This window comes from Streptomyces sp. URMC 127 (assembly GCF_051386535.1).
In the GTDB taxonomy this organism is placed as follows: Bacteria; Actinomycetota; Actinomycetes; order Streptomycetales; family Streptomycetaceae; genus Streptomyces.
The window spans coordinates 1-15,613 of the sequence record NZ_JBPQTW010000069.1 but is presented as its reverse complement, the minus strand read 5'-3'; the positions used below and the strand labels follow the sequence as shown (position 1 = coordinate 15,613).

General features: G+C 74.4%; 12 protein-coding genes. 4 read left to right on the top strand and 8 right to left on the bottom strand.

The window, feature by feature from the left end:
• Window positions 1–4 precede the first annotated feature (4 nt).
• Window positions 5–1,525 (bottom strand): outer membrane protein assembly factor BamB family protein, encoded by a 1,521-nt coding sequence (locus tag ACSNOH_RS16705; RefSeq protein WP_436722130.1) that lies wholly within the window; start codon window positions 1,523–1,525, stop codon window positions 5–7.
• Between the two features lie 124 nt (window positions 1,526–1,649).
• On the bottom strand, window positions 1,650–2,324 hold the full coding sequence (locus ACSNOH_RS16700) for a GGDEF domain-containing protein (RefSeq protein ID WP_436722129.1): 675 nt from the start codon (window positions 2,322–2,324) through the stop codon (window positions 1,650–1,652).
• A gap of 212 nt (window positions 2,325–2,536) precedes the next feature.
• On the opposite strand from ACSNOH_RS16700, the gene ACSNOH_RS16695 reads away from it, so the two are divergent.
• Window positions 2,537–3,028, top strand: coding sequence for a DUF779 domain-containing protein (locus tag ACSNOH_RS16695; RefSeq protein ID WP_436722128.1), 492 nt, complete (start codon window positions 2,537–2,539; stop codon window positions 3,026–3,028).
• Here the strand turns inward: ACSNOH_RS16695 and ACSNOH_RS16690 are convergent.
• The 4 genes from ACSNOH_RS16690 to ACSNOH_RS16675 form a co-directional block, all read right to left on the bottom strand.
• Window positions 2,965–5,187, bottom strand: coding sequence for a putative bifunctional diguanylate cyclase/phosphodiesterase (locus ACSNOH_RS16690; RefSeq protein ID WP_436722149.1), 2,223 nt, complete (start codon window positions 5,185–5,187; stop codon window positions 2,965–2,967). The two genes, ACSNOH_RS16695 and ACSNOH_RS16690, sit on opposite strands and share 64 nt — an antisense overlap.
• A 272-nt stretch (window positions 5,188–5,459) precedes the next feature.
• A complete protein-coding gene (locus ACSNOH_RS16685) occupies window positions 5,460–6,284 on the bottom strand; it encodes an SAM-dependent methyltransferase (protein WP_436722148.1) in 825 nt (274 codons plus the stop codon).
• A gap of 243 nt (window positions 6,285–6,527) precedes the next feature.
• Complete coding sequence (locus tag ACSNOH_RS16680; RefSeq protein ID WP_436722127.1) at window positions 6,528–7,169, bottom strand: GNAT family N-acetyltransferase; 642 nt, start codon at window positions 7,167–7,169, stop codon at window positions 6,528–6,530.
• Between the two features lie 72 nt (window positions 7,170–7,241).
• The gene (locus tag ACSNOH_RS16675; RefSeq protein WP_436722126.1) at window positions 7,242–8,636 is read right to left on the bottom strand and encodes a peptidase C39 family protein; all 1,395 of its coding nucleotides are present in this window, start codon (window positions 8,634–8,636) and stop codon (window positions 7,242–7,244) included.
• Window positions 8,637–8,915: 279 nt separating this feature from the next.
• Here ACSNOH_RS16675 and ACSNOH_RS16670 point away from each other — a divergent pair, with 279 nt between their 5' ends.
• Window positions 8,916–9,491, top strand: coding sequence for a uridine kinase family protein (locus ACSNOH_RS16670; RefSeq protein WP_436722147.1), 576 nt, complete (start codon window positions 8,916–8,918; stop codon window positions 9,489–9,491).
• A gap of 511 nt (window positions 9,492–10,002) precedes the next feature.
• The gene (locus ACSNOH_RS16665; RefSeq protein WP_436722125.1) at window positions 10,003–11,928 is read left to right on the top strand and encodes an AAA family ATPase; all 1,926 of its coding nucleotides are present in this window, start codon (window positions 10,003–10,005) and stop codon (window positions 11,926–11,928) included.
• Window positions 11,929–12,105: 177 nt separating this feature from the next.
• Here ACSNOH_RS16665 and ACSNOH_RS16660 read toward each other — a convergent pair whose 3' ends face one another.
• Window positions 12,106–13,518 (bottom strand): uracil-xanthine permease family protein, encoded by a 1,413-nt coding sequence (locus tag ACSNOH_RS16660; protein WP_436722124.1) that lies wholly within the window; start codon window positions 13,516–13,518, stop codon window positions 12,106–12,108.
• 241 nt (window positions 13,519–13,759) lie between these two features.
• Here ACSNOH_RS16660 and ACSNOH_RS16655 point away from each other — a divergent pair, with 241 nt between their 5' ends.
• Entirely contained in the window at window positions 13,760–14,131 is a 372-nt protein-coding gene (locus ACSNOH_RS16655; RefSeq protein WP_436722123.1) for a hypothetical protein, read from the top strand.
• Between the two features lie 218 nt (window positions 14,132–14,349).
• Here the strand turns inward: ACSNOH_RS16655 and ACSNOH_RS16650 are convergent, their stop codons facing one another.
• Window positions 14,350–15,567 carry an MFS transporter gene (locus ACSNOH_RS16650; protein WP_436722146.1) on the bottom strand — a complete coding sequence of 406 codons (1,218 nt, stop codon included), beginning with the start codon at window positions 15,565–15,567 and terminating at the stop codon, window positions 14,350–14,352.
• Between the last annotated feature and the right edge of the window lie 46 nt (window positions 15,568–15,613).

The window sequence follows — 15,613 nt, the reverse complement described above, 5'->3', positions numbered from 1 at the left end:
GGTTTTAAGAGGCGGGGAGGGCGATCAGGGACTTCTGACGGGACGCGACGCCGCTGCCCGGCTCCTCCGTCACATAGCCGGCCGAAAGGTAGAGCGTGCGGCCGTGGGTGACGGGGTAGGGGTCGGAGCCGACCCAGGCCTTCGAGGGAGTGGGACGGTAGCGGCGGACCACGCTCCGGGCGCCGGTGTCCGGGTCGAAGCGCACCAGGGTGGCAGCGTCATGGACGTTCCCGGCGACGTAGGCGAGGATGTCGTCCGACTCCGAGGCCACCAGGTGGAAGGTCTGCAGGTATCCGGTGGCCCGCTCCTCCCACAGGCGCTTGCCGGTCGTCAGGGACCAGGCCGCCATGCGGTTGTTGTCGTCGGGGTCGTCCTCCCCCCGGTCCAGCGTCATGATGAGCTTGTCGTCCTTGACCTGGACGTCGGAGGCGGGCGCGCTGCCGTCGTCCGAGAGGGAGTAGCGCCGCTTGGGCTCGCCTTCTAGGCGGGTGCGGACGGCCCCGTCGTCCCCGAGGACGACCAGGCTCATGCTCGCGAAGGGCCGGGCGGGGTCGTCGACGACGACCGGCGAGGTGGCCAGGACCTGGGCGTCCGTGCCGTGCTCGCCCAGCTTGTGGCGCCACTTCGCGCGGCCCGTGGCGGGGTCGGCGGCCTCCGCGTACGAGGCCGTGTCCGTGCTGCCGGTGAGGCAGCGCCGGATGCGGACCAGCTGCTTGCCGCCGGTGTAGGACCGGCCCCGGCAGGTGTCCTTGTCGCCGGTGCCCTCGTACAGGCCCTTGTCGCCGTCCTTCCACAGCTGCTCGCCGTCGCTCACCCGGAACGCCGTGGTGAGGCGGCCGCCGGCCGAGACGACCACCACGTCACCGCTGCGGGCGATCCGGGGCGTGTTGTCGGAGGCCCACTCGTCGGGGTCGAGGCGGTGCTCCCACAGGGTGCGGCCGGACGTCAGGTCGACGGCGTAGAAGGTGTGGCACTCGTCCCCCGAGCCGCGGCCGAGGACGGCGATGCCGCCCGCCGAGTCGGTCGACGCCTGGCACATGACGCTGCCCGAGCCGGGGGTGGGGGCCTCCCACAGCCGCTTGCCGCTCTTCGGGTCGAGACCGACGACGCGGTCCGGAAGCGCCTTGACCACGGCCTTCTCGGTGAACCACAGGCCGCGGATCATCCTCGGGTGTTCGAGCCCGGAGGGGGTGTACGGCAGGGTCCACGACGGGGTCCGGCTGCCGCCGGCGCGCACGGCCTTGTTCGAGGCCAGGAACAGCCAGACCCCGGCGCCCAGAGACGCGACGAGGAGCAGCGCGACCGCCGCGGCGAGGACGATCAGCCCCGTGCGCCGCGGGGTGGCGGCGGGCACGGGTGGCGGCGGGCCCATGGGTGCCGGTGGCGCTGCCGGCATCTGTGGCACCGGCGGCAGCGGCGGCACCGGCGGCGCTATGACGAAGTCGTCCGCGCCCGCGCCGGTTCCTGTGTCCGTGTCCGTACTCGTACTCGTGCTCGTGTCCTTGTGCTTCGGAGGCTCGCCCATCCGGCTTCGGGTCTCCCTTTCTCCAGCAATTCTCCGGCAATAAAGGAACATTCATACCAAGTCAGGTTTCCCGGCGGCCCGCCGGGCGGGGTGCGGGCGCCGGGTGCGGCGCAGGACGGGCCGCCTACGAGGCGTTCCTGCGCATCGGTGCGAGCAGGGTGAGGTGCGCGCCGGGCCGGGTGCCCGGGCGGCCTTCGCGGCGGCCGTTCGTCGTGCGGTAGACGTCCACGGGGCCGGCGGGGCGCCAGTGCTGGCCGAGCCGCTTGGCGGTGTACATCGCCTCGTCCGCGCCCCGCAGCAGGTCCGGCAGGCCCGCGCCGGGCCGGTGGCTGGTGCGGCAGACGCCGATCGAGGCGCGCGGGGAGAGCGTGACGCTGTCGGTCTCCAGGGGCGCCGAGAGGCGTGCGGAGAGGCTGTACGTGAGCTCCGAGTCCAGGTCGGCGTCCGGGGCGAGGCGCACCACGGCGGTGAACTCGTCGCCGCCCAGCCGCGCCGCGAAGCCGCCCCGCTCCCGGCACCACAGGGACAGGCGCCGCCCGACGGCCGCGATGACCTCGTCGCCGACGGCGTGCCCGTGCGTGTCGTTGATCTGCTTGAAGCCGTTGAGGTCGAGCAGCAGCACGGCGGCGTGCGGCCGCTTCACGGCCCGCTGCGCCCGGTGGGTGAACTCCTCGCGGCGCATGAGGCCGGTGAGCGGATCGGTGCGGGCGGTGCGCAGGCGGCGGACGAGGACGAGGGCGTGGGCGGCCCATCCGAGCGTCGGGGCGGCTATCGGTAAGGCCTGGAGCAGGAGGTTCATGGGGCACCTTCCGGAGCGTAAGAGGCGGCCCGTCGCATCCCTCGCCGTGGACGTCGGCAACGCCGTCGCGGTGGGGCGCGAGCGGGCCGGTGGGTGGGTCCGGTCATGCTGGAGATCCCCCGTTTCCCCGTGTTCGCCTCTGGCGGGCGCCCGCCGTCCGGCGGCAGGCTGGGCAGTCGCAGTCCGTGCCGTTACGGGAAAGGAGATCCACCGTGAGCCCGCAGCAGACCCGCGTCTCACGCGTCGCCCTCACCCCCGGCGCCGCGCGCCTCCTGCGCCTCCTCCGCGAGCGCCACGGCCCCCTGATGTTCCATCAGTCCGGCGGCTGCTGCGACGGCAGCTCGCCGATGTGCTATCCCGAGGGCGAGTTCCGGACGGGCGCCTCGGACGTGCTCCTGGCGGAGCTGCCGGTTGCGGGCGTCGCGGAGCCGGTCGGCTTCTGGATGTCCGCGGAGCAGTTCGAGCGCTGGCGCCACACGCACCTGACCGTGGACGTGGTGCCCGGCCGCGGCAGCGGCTTCTCGCTGGAGGCGCCGGAGGGCCTGCGCTTCCTGCTGCGGTCACGGCTGCTGACGGACGACGAGGCGCGCAGCCTCGGCGAGGGCACCGGCGGGCGCGGCGGCGGCCGCGGCCCGCTCCGTCAGGACGCCGCGTCCACCAGCGACAGCGTGTGCAGCCGCTCCGGCGGGCCCGGCCGCGCGTAGTACCAGCCCTGCGCGGTGTCGCAGCCGAGCACCCGCAGGTGCTCCGCCTGCGTGCCCGTCTCCACCCCTTCGACCGTCACCGACAGGTCGAGGGTGTGGGCGAGCGAGACGATCCCTTCGACGATCTTCACGTCGACCGGGTCCGCGGGCGCGCACTGCATGCCGCGGGTGAAGGAGCGGTCCAGCTTGAGCGTGCTGACGGGCAGCCGGCGCAGGTAGGAGAGGTTGGAGTAGCCGGTGCCGAAGTCGTCCAGGGCGATGTCCACGCCCAGGTCGGCGAGCTGGCGCAGCGGCCGCAGCTCCTCCTCGTCGGCGCCGATGAGGGCGTTCTCGGTGACCTCCAGGCACAGGGCCGACGGGTCGAGGCCGGAGCTGTCGAGGACGGCGACGGTGTCGGCGACGAGCGCGGGGTGACGCAGCTGCGACGGCGAGAGGTTGACGTTGACGCGCAGGGGCCCCTCGCCCGTGCCCTCGGCCCGCCAGGCGCGGGCCTGCCGCGCGGCCTCCTGCAGCACCCAGCGGCCGAGGGGCACGATGAGGCCGGTGCTCTCGGCGAGGGGGATGAACTGGTCCGGGCCCAGCACGCCGTGCACGGGGTGCAGCCAGCGCACGAGCGCCTCGGCGCCGCGCACCGTGCCGTCGGTGAGCCGCACGAGCGGCTGGTACTCGATGAAGAACTCGCCGTTGTCGAGCGCCGCCGGCAGGCAGTTGGTCAGGCTGTGCCGGGCGATGACGCGGGCGTCGGAGTCGGCGTCGGCCAGCTCGTAGCGGTTCCCGCCCGCGGCCTTGGCGCGGTACATGGTGATGTCGGCGCTGCGCAGCACCTCCGCGGGGCCGCACTCGCCGGCCGCGCCGTCCACGATGCCGATGCTGGCCCGTACGGACAGGTCCCGGCCGTCGAGGCGGACGGGCTCGGCGAGCGCGGCGAGCATGCGGCGGGCGAGGGCGGTGGCGTCGCTCTGTGCGGTGGGCCCGGTGAGCAGGGCCACGAACTCGTCGCCGCCGAGCCGGGCGACGAGCTCCGCGGGGGCGCCGGTGCAGGTGCGCAGCCGCTCGGCGACGGCGACGAGCAGCCGGTCGCCCACGGCGTGGCCGAGGCTGTCGTTGACGGCCTTGAAGCCGTCGAGGTCGAGGTAGCAGACGCCGAAGCGGTCGCCGCCGGGGGCGAGGGCGCGGTCGAGGCGCTCGAAGAACATGGTGCGGTTGGGCAGGCCGGTGAGGGCGTCGTGCGTGGCCTCGTAGCGCAGCTGCTCGTGCAGCAGGCGGCGCTCGGTGATGTCCTCCATGAGGGCCAGCTGGTACTGGGGGCGGCCGTGGGCGTCGCGCAGCAGGGCGACGGACAGGTCGGTCCACAGGACGCTGCCGTCGCCGCGGTAGTAGGCCTTCTCGACGCGGTAGTAGTCGCGCTCGCCGCGTACGAGCTCGCTGTAGAGGCCCCACACGTCGGGCGAGTCGTCGGGGTGGACCATCTCGCCCACGTTCCGGCCGGTGACGTCGGCGGGGCGGGTGCCGAACATCCGGCTGAGGGCCTCGTTGACGTCCATGATGCGGCCCTCCACGTCCGCGATGCCGACGCCTATGGCCGCGCCCTCGAACACGGCGCGGAAGCGCTCCTCGCTGGTGTGCAGGGCGCGCTCGGTCTCGGCCTGCGCGGCGAGGGCCGCCCGGGAGAGGGCCTCCTGCTCGGCGAGGGTCCGCTCGCGCAGGGCGCGGGCGAAGCCGGCGGCGAGGTGGTGCTGCAGGCGGGCGCAGCGGCGCCGGGCCTCTTCGTCCGTCAGGTGCCGGCCGGGCGGGCAGTACGTCAGGAGGTAGGAGTCGATCGCGCCGAGGAGCGGGGGGAGGGCGTCGGGTTCGGTGCAGTGCGCGCGGACGATCGCGGCGCCGGCCTCGGCGGCGGGGGCGGGGTCGAAGGGCTCGGAGCGCAGCGCGGCGCGGAGCCGGCCGGCGAGCGGGACGAGGTGGTCCTCGAACTCGGCGCGGGTCATGGAGGTCGCCGTCGCCGGGTAGACGGCCCGGCTCCAGACGGCGGCGAAGCGGCGCAGGGCGGCGTCGCCTCCCGGCGGGGGGAGGACGGCGGCGGGCTCGGCGCCGCCGGCACCGCCGGATGCGGCCGCGCCCGGCGAGGCGTCACCCGGTGGCGCTTCCGCATCCCGCACCATCTGTGCGTGGACGTTGCGTGCCCCCGGCCGCCGCCTCGTGCCCGGAACCACGTCCGAACTCCCGATCCCCACCCCGACCTCGGTTCCGCTTCCGCTTCCGCTTCCGTTCCTGGTCCCGCTTGTGATTCCGCTTCGGGTTCCGCTTGTGTCTTCGGTCTCGGCCTCACTCCCCCGGTGAGGCCCTGTGACTTCTGCCCCGGCGGAACCGCCGGTAATCGAACTTGTCGTTCCGTCTCCGGATCCGCTCGGCTCGCCGCCGGGCGGTGTCGAGGTCATGGTTTGCGCCCCACGCCCGCGAAGCCCACGTACATGGCCGGGTCCTCGGCCGCCGCGGCGGGCGCGTCCGCCGGGTCCGGCCGCCAGTCCGGCATGGCCACGAGCCCCGGCTCGGCCAGCTCGAAGCCGTCGAAGAACCGCGCCACGTCCCGGTACGAGCGCATGAGCAGCGGCGAGCCCACGTTGCGGTAGACGCCCTCCACTCCCTGCCCCTCCTCGGGCCTGATCGGACCCGTGTCGGTCGTCGCGTGCGTGAGGACGAGCAGGCTCCCCGGCGCGAGCGCGTCGCGCAGCTCGGCCACCGCCGCCCAGGGGTCGTCCTGGTCCTCCACGAAGTGCAGGACGGCCACGAGCAGCAGGGCGACCGGCCGGTCCAGGTCGAGGAGCCTGCCGACCTCGTCACTGGTCAGGATGTCATGGGGCTTGCGGAGGTCCGCGGGCAGGACGGCGGTGCGCGGGTCGCCCTGCAGCACGGCCCGGCCGTGGGCGACGGCCACGGGGTCGTGGTCGACGTAGACGACGTGCGCGTCCGGGTCCGCGGCCTGCGCGATCTCGTGGACGTTGCCGAAGGTCGGGATGCCGGAGCCGATGTCGAGGAACTGGGTGACGCCCTCGCGGACGGCGTGGCGCACGGCCCGCCGCATGAAGGCCCGGTTGGCCTGCATGATCTTCGGCAGCCCGGGATAGGCCTCCATGGCCCGCCGGGCGGCTTCCCGGTCGACCTCGAAGTTGTGCGAGCCGCCCAGGTAGTAGTCGTAGATCCGGGACACGCTCGGCACGGAGGGGTCGATGCCCGGGGGGACCCAGGTGGGGCGCTCCATCAGTTCGTTGCTCCAGCTCGTCTCGGGGACATGTGAGCAGAGGCTACTGATCATTCGTTCGAATGGAAGCGTCAAACGGAAATCGGTGATCCGCATGCAGCCGGCACCCGCCCTCGTCCGCACGGTGCCGATCATGCCAATAAATGACCATGAGGGGAAATATGCGCTGATGCAGGCGGCCCCGCATCGGTGCGGCCCGGGGGCGGAAGGCCCCCGGGACGGGCGCCGGCCCGGGAGGGGGCGTCAGCCGCGCGGCTCGCGCCACATGGGCCACATCCGCGGCCCGTCCGGCAGGTCTATGGGCGTACCGGTGAAGACGAAGCCGAGGCGCTCGTAGAGCGCCTTGCTCCGGGCGTTGCTCGCCTCCAGGTAGGCCGGCACGCCCTCGCGGTCGCACCGGTCGAGGACGGGCGCGAGGAGCGCCCTGCCTCTGCCCTCGCTGCGCCGCCCGGGCGCGGCGACGATGGTCGGCAGGTAGTAGTGCGAGCGGTCGCCGGGGTGCGCCGCCTCCGTCAGCTCGCCGACGATGCGCGCGCGGTCGTTGCCGGGGGCGGCCAGCGCCAGCTGCCGGCCGATCTCGTCGTCGCCCTCGCCGCCGCCACCGCCCTCGCCCGGCTCCTCCGCCCGTACCGGTATCCACAGCGCCGCCGCCGAGAGGTCGTCCGTCACGTCGACCCACCCGGCCCGCAGCGCCGCGTCCAGGAACACCCCGAAGAAGCGGGGGTGGACGGCGCGCCGGTGCTCCTCGTCCGGGAAGACCCAGCAGCTGACGGGGTCCTCCATGAAGGCCTCGCCGATCAGCAGGCTGATCGCGTCCCGCTCCTCCGGCCGGGCCCGGCGGACCTCCGGTACGACGGCGGCTGCAGTGGTCTGATGCACAGTCATGGTTCCTTCCGTACGGGCGTACGACGCACACGTCTGTCGGCGCCGATCGTACGGAGGTGCGCCCTCCGCGCGTCAGCGGATCCCCAGCTCCCGCAGCACCCGGCGCTGCCGCTCCTCCGGCGCGGCGGGGAAGTAGAGGTAACAGACGCCGCCCGAACCGCTCCTGACCTCGCCCTGGGCGTTGCGGCGCTTGGTCCGCAGCCAGATGTTCTCGAACTGCCGGCGCTTGTAGACCCGCCGGACCGCCGCGTTCGAGGGGCTGGCCGGGTCGTTGGCGACCACGTCGCCGTCCGCGGTGAAGCCGACGACGCACATCAGGTGCCCGGCGGTGCCGTAGCCGGCCCCGTCGAGCTCGGCGGCGAGGAAGGACTGGGAGGTGATGACGGGGATCCCGGCGCGGATGAGCTTCTCGGCGTCGCCGAGCGAGTGCAGCCGCGTGACGACCGCCTGCATGTCCCGGTACGTCGCCGCGTAGGCCGCGTTGAAGGGCCAGTTGCCGCATCCCTTGTACTGGTGGTCGTAGGTGAAGCGGGCGGCGTGACAGACCTGCGGATCGGCGTAGGCGGGGTTCACCCAGGCGAGGTCCGCGGCCGTGGGCCTGCGGCCCCAGTACTCCAGGACCATCTGCGAGGAGGTCGGGCTGCACCACGCCTCGCCGCCGTTGTCGTACTCCGGGTACTGGCCCTTGTGGATCTCCTGCGAGTAGCGCGGGACGGGCAGTTCGTGCCCGGCGCCCGGCCCCGGCACGGAGGCGGGCACGGTGAAGCGGTCGGGGATGTCGGAGCCCATCACGCCCAGCCGCCACACGGTGGGCGTGAGGCGGGTGCCCGGCCGGCGGAAGAGCGTCAGGCGCGCCTCGTACGTGGCGATGCGCAGCCCGGTGGCGGGCTTGTCGACGGCGAGGGTGTCGGTGCTGACGCTGCTGCGGCCGTCGCCCTGGCCGTCGACGGAGGTGCGGCGGATGTCGCCGGGCGCGTCCCCGGCCGTCCAGCGGCCCATGACGTACCAGGGCGTGCGGGTGCCGTCCGTGTACGTGCCGCGCACCTCGGTCTGGAGCCAGGTGCCGGCGGGCGCGTGGGCGTTCCAGGACGCGATGACCTCGCTCGCGGGGGCGGGCGGGGTGTGCGGCGGCGAGGTCCAGGTGGCGTACTCCCAGACGGCCTTGGTGCCGGTGTGCGGGTCGGTGTGCTCCAGGGTGCCGGCGGGGCGGTCGATGACCAGGCCCGTGCGGTGCCCGCCGCCGGCGCGGGTGCCGCCGGCGGTGCCCCGCTGCCAGTCGCCGCGGGAGGTCCAGGCGTGGTAGTCGACGGGCGCTCCGTCCGGGCGGCGGGACGGGCCCGAGGGGCCCGGGGCACCGGAGGAGGCGAGGGCGAGGGAGCGGGAAGAGGCGGCCGCGAAGGACGTGGCGGCCGCGGCGCCCAGGGCGGCGGCGAGCACGGTGCGGCGGGGCGTGGGTCTGCTGGACATGGCGCTGGTCCCCCAGTCGTCTGCGGATGGGGCGCGCGGGGATCCGCCGCGCGCCGGTGCGTGCCAGTGATTCCCCGTGCGGCCGGTCCCGATGCCGCCGGTGCGCGGGAAGGGGCCGTTGGAGGAGGGCCGCGGGCCGCCCGCCCGGGCCGGGGCGTCAACACGGCTCCCTCACGGGTCCCGCCATAGGGTGGAACGGTGTGCGCTCATCCCCCTTCCGTCCCGCACGGCCCCCCCGGCCGCCACGGCCCCGCCTCCTTCGAAGGCCTCGCCCCCTGGCTGCTGACGCTCCCTCCGTCGCTCGGCTCCGTACGGCTGGTGGCCGTGGACGGGCACGCCGGATCCGGGAAGAGCACGTTCAGCGGACGGCTCGCGGCGGCGCTCGGCGGGGCGCCCGTCCTGCACCTGGACGACCTCGCGACGCACGAGGAGCTGTTCGCGTGGACGGACCGGCTGCGCGAGCAGGTGCTCGCTCCCCTGGCCCGCGGGGAGACGGCGCGCTTCCGGGCGTACGACTGGGTGGCGCGGCGCTTCGCCGGCGAGCGGGAGATCGGGCCGGAGCCGGTCGTGCTCGTGGAGGGGGTCGGGGCGGGGCGCCGCGCGCTGCGGCCCGACCTCGCGTGCCTGCTGTGGATGGAGTTGCCTCATGAGCACTCCTGGGAAAGGGGTCAACTCCGTGACGGCGCGGAGCTCTCCGATTTCTGGGACGGCTGGATGCGGGCGGAGCGCGAGCACTTCGCCGCCGATCCGACGCGCCCGTACGCAGAACTGCTGATTCTTCAGCGGGACGGGGGATACGAGGTGCTGCCGGGACCGGGCGGGACGGCGCGCACCGCTCCCGGACGCCCCCGATAGTCACGCTCCGTGAGCGACTCCGGGCGGTCCGGGCGGGATCCCCGCCCGATCCCCGGCACTTACGCCAACTCCGCTTGACCGACGGGGCGTACAGGACTTACGTTCTCATTGTGCGGCCCGTACGGGCCGTCCGCGGACGCGAAGCCCCCGGTTGTTCCCCCGTGATCGGGGGCTTCGTACCCCTCCGGAATCCTCCTTATGGGCGCTTTGCTCCACCATCCCCCTCACCCTGTGTGACCATTCAACGGACTGGCCGGCCGCGCCCGCGAAACCACTTCTCGCGTCGTTTCTCGTCGTTTCCCGCTGCCTCTTCACCGCCCTCGGCCCCGAACGGCGATGCGGCACCCTTCGGCCCGGACCAACGGCGCAGGTACGATGCGACTCGGTGCACCTATCGGCGGGTGCACTGGCACACACTGGTCAACTCCCGTCCACAGCACAGCGGTTCGGCAAGGCGCGCCCGGCACTCGCCGGGCAGCACGCTACGGGGGCACGGTTTGTGGGGGACGTGATGGATTTCGGCATGCAGGGCCCACCCGCCCCGGCCGATCTCGCCTGGCTGCGCGCCGTCGACGCCTACACCATGGGCGCGTACGCACAGGCCGAGGAGGAGTTCCGGGCAGCGGTCCGGGCGGACCCCGGCATGGCCGACGCGTGGCTCGGCCTGCACGCGCTGCGGGCCGACACCACGACCGCGCTGCTGCGCATGTTCCGCCACCGGGACCGGTTCGGCGAGCAGCGCACGCGCCACCGCCGCACCCTCAACTCCTGGTACTGGCTCGGCTGGTGGGTCCAGCCCGTCCTGGAGACCGGCCGCGACCTGCTCCTCGCGCACGCCTCGCACTGGCTCGACGGCCGTCACGTGCCCGAGCTGGACCGCGCGCTGGCCGGCTGCCCGCCCGTCGAGACCGACCCCCAGGCCCGCTTCCTGCACGCCTGCCGCGCCTACCTCGTCAAGGACTGGGAGCAGCTGCTGCGGCACACCGAGCCGCTGCTGGACGATCCGCTGCTCGGCATCGAGGCCGGCCTGTTCGGCGGCATGGCCCGCGTGCGGCTGGAGATGTACGGCCAGGCCGAGCCGCTGCTGGCCGCCGCGCTGATGCGCTGCCGCAGCGAGCAGCCCCAGCGCAAGGAGCTGCGCTACTGGCTCGCGCGCGCCCACGAGGGCACCGGCCGCAGCGCCGCCGCGCTCCCCCTCTACCGGGCCGTGCACCGCGTGGACCCGGCGTTCATGGACACCTCGGCGCGGCTGACCGCCATCGCCGACGGGGACGGCCTGGAGCAGGAGCTGGACCTGGCGCCGGTGCCGCTGGGCGGGCCCGCCGAGGAGCCGGCCGCACCGCCCCCGCCCGCCGCCTCCGCCGACGCGGCGGCCGACGCCCCGGACGTCCTCGACGGGCGCGACGTGCTCACCGGCACCGACCCCGGCCCGGCCGGCACCGCGCAGGCGGACGCCGGGCCCGACGACGTGCGGCGGAAGGTGCGCGTTCCCGCCCAGTCCGGCGGGAAGGCCGCGGCCGGGCCCTCCGACCCCGTGCTCCTGGCCAAGGCCCTCGCCGAGCTGGAGCGGATGGTCGGCCTCGAACCGGTCAAGCGGCAGGTGCGGGCGCTGTCCGCGCAGCTGCACATGGCCCGGCTGCGGGCCGTCCAGGGCCTGCCGGTGCAGCCCCCCAAACGGCACTTCGTCTTCTCCGGCCCCTCGGGCACCGGCAAGACCACCGTCGCCCGCATCCTCGGCCGGGTCTTCTACGCCCTGGGCCTGCTCGGCGGGGACCACCTGGTGGAGGCCCAGCGGGCCGACCTCGTCGGCGAGTTCCTGGGCCAGACCGCGGTCAAGGCCAACGAGCTGATCGACTCCGCGCTCGGCGGCGTGCTCTTCGTGGACGAGGCCTACAGCCTCTCCAACTCGGGCTACAGCAAGGGCGACGCCTACGGCGACGAGGCGCTGCAGGTGCTGCTCAAGCGCGCCGAGGACAACCGCGACCGGCTGGTGGTGATCCTCGCCGGCTACCCCGAGGGCATGGACCGGCTGCTGGCCGCCAACCCCGGCCTCGGCTCCCGCTTCACCACCCGCGTCGACTTCCCCAGCTACCGGCCCGCCGAACTCACCAGCATCGGCGAGGTGCTGGCGGCGGAGAACGGCGACAGGTGGGACGAGGAGGCCCTGGAGGAGCTGCGCAGCATCAGCGCGCACGTGGTCGCGCAGGGCTGGATCGACGAGCTGGGCAACGGCCGCTTCCTGCGCACCCTGTACGAGAAGAGCTGCGCGTACCGCGACCTGCGGCTCTCGGGCTATCCCGGCACGCCGACGCGCGACGACCTGGCCACGCTGCGGCTGCCGGACCTGATGCAGGCGTACGGGGAGGTGCTGTCGGGGCCGGGCTGGGGAGCGCGGCGGGGCGGGTCTCGCGACCCGCAGGATCCGTCCTCCACGTGACGGTTGCGGCCGCCTCCGATTCCGCCGGACCCTCGCCGCGGGGGCTTGCCACCGCGGCGGCGGGATTTTGACGGCCGTTGCGGCCTGGGCACTGCTGTCGCCGTCGCGGCCGGCACTCTTCTTCCGCCGCGACGGCGAGGAACCACGACGGCGCAGTCCGGCGGTGCCGGGACCGCCTTAGCCCGCGTCCTTCTCCCCCGCGGCAGCGGACCCCGCGGCAGCGACGTCGTAGCTGCTCGTGCCCTCGTCCAGGAGGGGTTCCTGCGTCTTGAGGTGGGCCGGGGCCAGGGCGCGCAGGACGTGGTAGCCGGAGAGGACGACGATCGTGCCCAGGGCGATGCCGCTGAGCTCGAAGTTGCTGCTGATCTTCAGGCTGACGCCGCCGATGCCGATGATGACGCCCGCGGCGACGGGCACCAGGTGCAGCGGGTTGCGCAGGTCGACCTTGTTGTGGACCCAGATCTGCGCGCCGAGCAGGCCGATCATGCCGTAGAGGATGACGGTGATGCCGCCGAGCACGCCGCCGGGGATCGCGGCGACGACGGCGCCGAACTTCGGGCAGACGCCGAAGAGCACGGCGAAGCCGGCCGCGGCCCAGTAGGCGGCGGTGGAGTAGACCCGGGTGGCCGCCATGACGCCGATGTTCTCGGAGTACGTGGTGTTGGCGGGGCCGCCGACCGCGGTGGAGAGCATGGTCGCGAAGCCGTCCGCGGAGATCGCCGTGCCGAGCTTGTCGTCCAGCCGGTCACCGGTCATCTCGCCGACGGCCTTGACGTGGCCCGCGTTCTCGGCGACGAGCGCGATGACGACGGGCAGCGCCACCAGCGCGGCGGACCAGCCGAAGCTCGGCGCGTGCAGCGAGGGCAGGCCGATCCAGTCGGCCTTGGAGACGCCGGACAGGTCGAGGCGCCAGTGGTCGACGGCCTCGGTGCCGCCGTTGACCGAGTGGATCTTCCCGAAGAGACGGTCGAAGAGCCAGGAGATCGCGTAGCCGAACACCAGCCCGAGGAAGATCGCGACGCGCGACCAGAAGCCGCGCAGGCAGACCACGGCGAGGCCGGTGAAGAGCATCGTCAGCAGCGCCGTCCACTGGTCCTGCGGCCAGTACGTGCGGGCCGTGACCGGCGCCAGGTTGAAGCCGATCAGCATGACCACGGCGCCCGTGACGACGGGCGGCATCGCAGCATGGATGATCCGCGCCCCGAACTTCCTGACGACCAGGCCGCTCAGCAGGAGCGCCACGCCGACCACGAAGATCGCGCCGGTCACGGCCGCGCTGCCGCCGCCCTGCGCCCGGATGATCGCGGCGACGCCGACGAAGGAGAGGCTGCACCCCAGGTAGCTGGGCACCCGGCCGCGGGTCGCGAGGAGGAAGAGGACGGTCGCGACGCCCGACATCATGATCGCGAGGTTGGGGTCCAGGCCCATGAGGACCGGGGCGACGAACGAGGCGCCGAACATCGCGACCACGTGCTGGGCGCCGAGCCCGGCGGTGCGCGGCCACGAGAGCCGTTCGTCCGGCCGGACGACGGCGCCCGGGGCGGGGGTGCGCCCGTCACCGTGCAGGGTCCAGCGCACGCCGAGGCCCATGGATGCTCCCGAAAGGTCGAGTGGGGGGTGATCCGGTTCATGCTAAGCCGGGCCGGGCGGTGCTCCGGTCCACCGCCCCCCGGGGCGGCAGCCCGCCGGCCCGCCGCGGGCCTCGCGCGGATTTGCTGCAACCGGCGCAATCAGTCGCCCGTAGGACTGTATGACCGGTTTCCCATGCTGTTCTCCGCCTCCCGCACGGTATCGGTGTCATTGTCCGATTCCTGCAACTCAGGAGACACATATGCGTAAGCTCGCCGGCCGCGCAGCGGCCGCTGCCATCATCGCCGCAGTCGCCATCGTTCCGGCCGCAGGGGTGGCGCAGGCCGCCCCCGCCACGCCGGCGGTCCAGGCGTGGGACGACGACCACGACCGTGACAACGGCCGTGACCACGGCCGCGACCACGACAACGGGCGCGACCACGGCCGTGACCACGGCCGCGACCGTGACTGCGACCACGGCCGCGACCACCACGGCCGGGGCCACCACGACCACGGCGGCTGGGGCCACGGCCACCACGGCGGCTGGGGCCACCACCGCGACTGCGACGACGACTGGGGCTGGGACAGCTGGGGCTGGGGCGGCGGCTGGGGCATCCTCGGCGGCATCCTCTGACCGCACCACCACGGCACCTCCACGGAACGGGCTGTGGCGACGGACCCCTGTGGTCCGCCGCCCGGCCCGTCCGGCGTTTCCCCTCCCGGCGGATCGCGGCAGCGTACGGGTCCGGTGACCACGGATTCCGCCGGACCCTCGCCGTCGCGGCACATCGCCGTCGCGGCGGGGCGATCCGGCCCCGCCGACCGGACCGGCTCCCTCGGGCGCTTCCCGGCTCACTCCGTCTTCGACGGCTCCCGCAACCGCGCCGCAACGGCAGCCCCTTTCGGCGTCCGCAGCACTCCCGCCCCCGCGACCAGCCCCGCCGCCAGGACCGTGACCAGGACGAACGACGTCACGAGCGAACTGGCCGCGGCGATCTGGCCGATGGCCGCCGGGGCCACGAGCCCCGACGTGTAGGTGATCGTCGCGACGCCCGCGATGGCCTGGCTCGGTGCCGGCCCGCTGCGCCCCGCCGCCGCGAAGGCCAGCGGGACGACGACGGCGACGCCCACGCCGATGAGGGCGAACCCGGCGACGGCGGACGGCACTCCCCGCGCCGTGACCACCAGCAGCCCGCCGGCCGCGGCCAGCACCCCGCTCGCGCGCACGGTCCGCACGGGCCCGAAGCGCCGCACGGCCGGGTCGCCCGCGAACCGGGCGAGGGCCATCGTGCACGTGAAGGCCGTGGTGCAGGCGGCGGCCACGCCCGGACCGGAGCCGAGGACGTCCTTGAGGTAGACCGCCGACCAGTCCAGGCTCGCGCCCTCGGCGAAGACCGCGCAGAAGCCCACGGCGCCGATGACCAGCGCCGCGCGCGGGGGCAGCGCGAACCGGGGCGGCGGGTGCTCGTCGCGGGCGGCGCGCAGGTCGAGGGCCCAGTGGCAGGCCGCCGCCCCCAGCACGGCCAGGACGGCGGCCGCACACCCCAGGTGGATCCGGGCGTCGAGGTCCGCGTGCGCGGCGGCCGTGCCGGCGGCCGAGCCCGCGAGCGTGCCCGCGCTCCACATTCCGTGCAGGCCCGACATGATCGAGCGGCCCAGCCGCTCCTCGGTCTCCACGCCGAGCGCGTTCATGGCGACGTCCGCCATGCCGGCCGTCGCGCCGTAGACGGCGAGCGCCCCGCAGAGCGCGGGCAGCCCCGGCGACAGGGCGGGCAGCGCCACGGAGGCGCACCACAGCACGATGAGGAGGCGCAGCGCGGCCCGGGAGCCGAGGCGGTGGCTGATGCGGCCGGCGAGCGGCATGGCGCACGAGGAGCCGGCGGCGGGGAGGACGAGCGCGAGGCCCAGCGCCCCGGCCCCGAGGTCCAGGTGGCTCTGGATCCAGGGGATGCGGGTGGCGAAGCTGCCGGTGACCGCGCCGTGCACGGCGAACACCGCGGCCACGGCGAACCGTGCGCGGCGCAGCCGGCCGTCGTCGGTACGGCCCGGGTCCCGCTCGCTGACGCCCATGGGCTCCCATCCTTCCGGACGGGGCCCGCGCGGGTCGAGCCCGCGC

Excerpts from the sequence above, each read along its gene's own strand:
- ACSNOH_RS16705 (WP_436722130.1), bottom strand. The coding sequence starts at position 1,525 with ATGGGCGAGCCTCCGAAGCACAAGGACACGAGCACGAGTACGAGTACG.
- ACSNOH_RS16700 (WP_436722129.1), bottom strand. The coding sequence starts at position 2,324 with ATGAACCTCCTGCTCCAGGCCTTACCGATAGCCGCCCCGACGCTCGGA.
- ACSNOH_RS16690 (WP_436722149.1), bottom strand. The coding sequence starts at position 5,187 with ATGGTGCGGGATGCGGAAGCGCCACCGGGTGACGCCTCGCCGGGCGCG.
- ACSNOH_RS16685 (WP_436722148.1), bottom strand. The coding sequence starts at position 6,284 with ATGGAGCGCCCCACCTGGGTCCCCCCGGGCATCGACCCCTCCGTGCCG.
- ACSNOH_RS16680 (WP_436722127.1), bottom strand. The coding sequence starts at position 7,169 with ATGACTGTGCATCAGACCACTGCAGCCGCCGTCGTACCGGAGGTCCGC.
- ACSNOH_RS16675 (WP_436722126.1), bottom strand. The coding sequence starts at position 8,636 with ATGTCCAGCAGACCCACGCCCCGCCGCACCGTGCTCGCCGCCGCCCTG.
- ACSNOH_RS16665 (WP_436722125.1), top strand. The coding sequence starts at position 10,003 with ATGGATTTCGGCATGCAGGGCCCACCCGCCCCGGCCGATCTCGCCTGG.
- ACSNOH_RS16660 (WP_436722124.1), bottom strand. The coding sequence starts at position 13,518 with ATGGGCCTCGGCGTGCGCTGGACCCTGCACGGTGACGGGCGCACCCCC.
- ACSNOH_RS16655 (WP_436722123.1), top strand. The coding sequence starts at position 13,760 with ATGCGTAAGCTCGCCGGCCGCGCAGCGGCCGCTGCCATCATCGCCGCA.
- ACSNOH_RS16650 (WP_436722146.1), bottom strand. The coding sequence starts at position 15,567 with ATGGGCGTCAGCGAGCGGGACCCGGGCCGTACCGACGACGGCCGGCTG.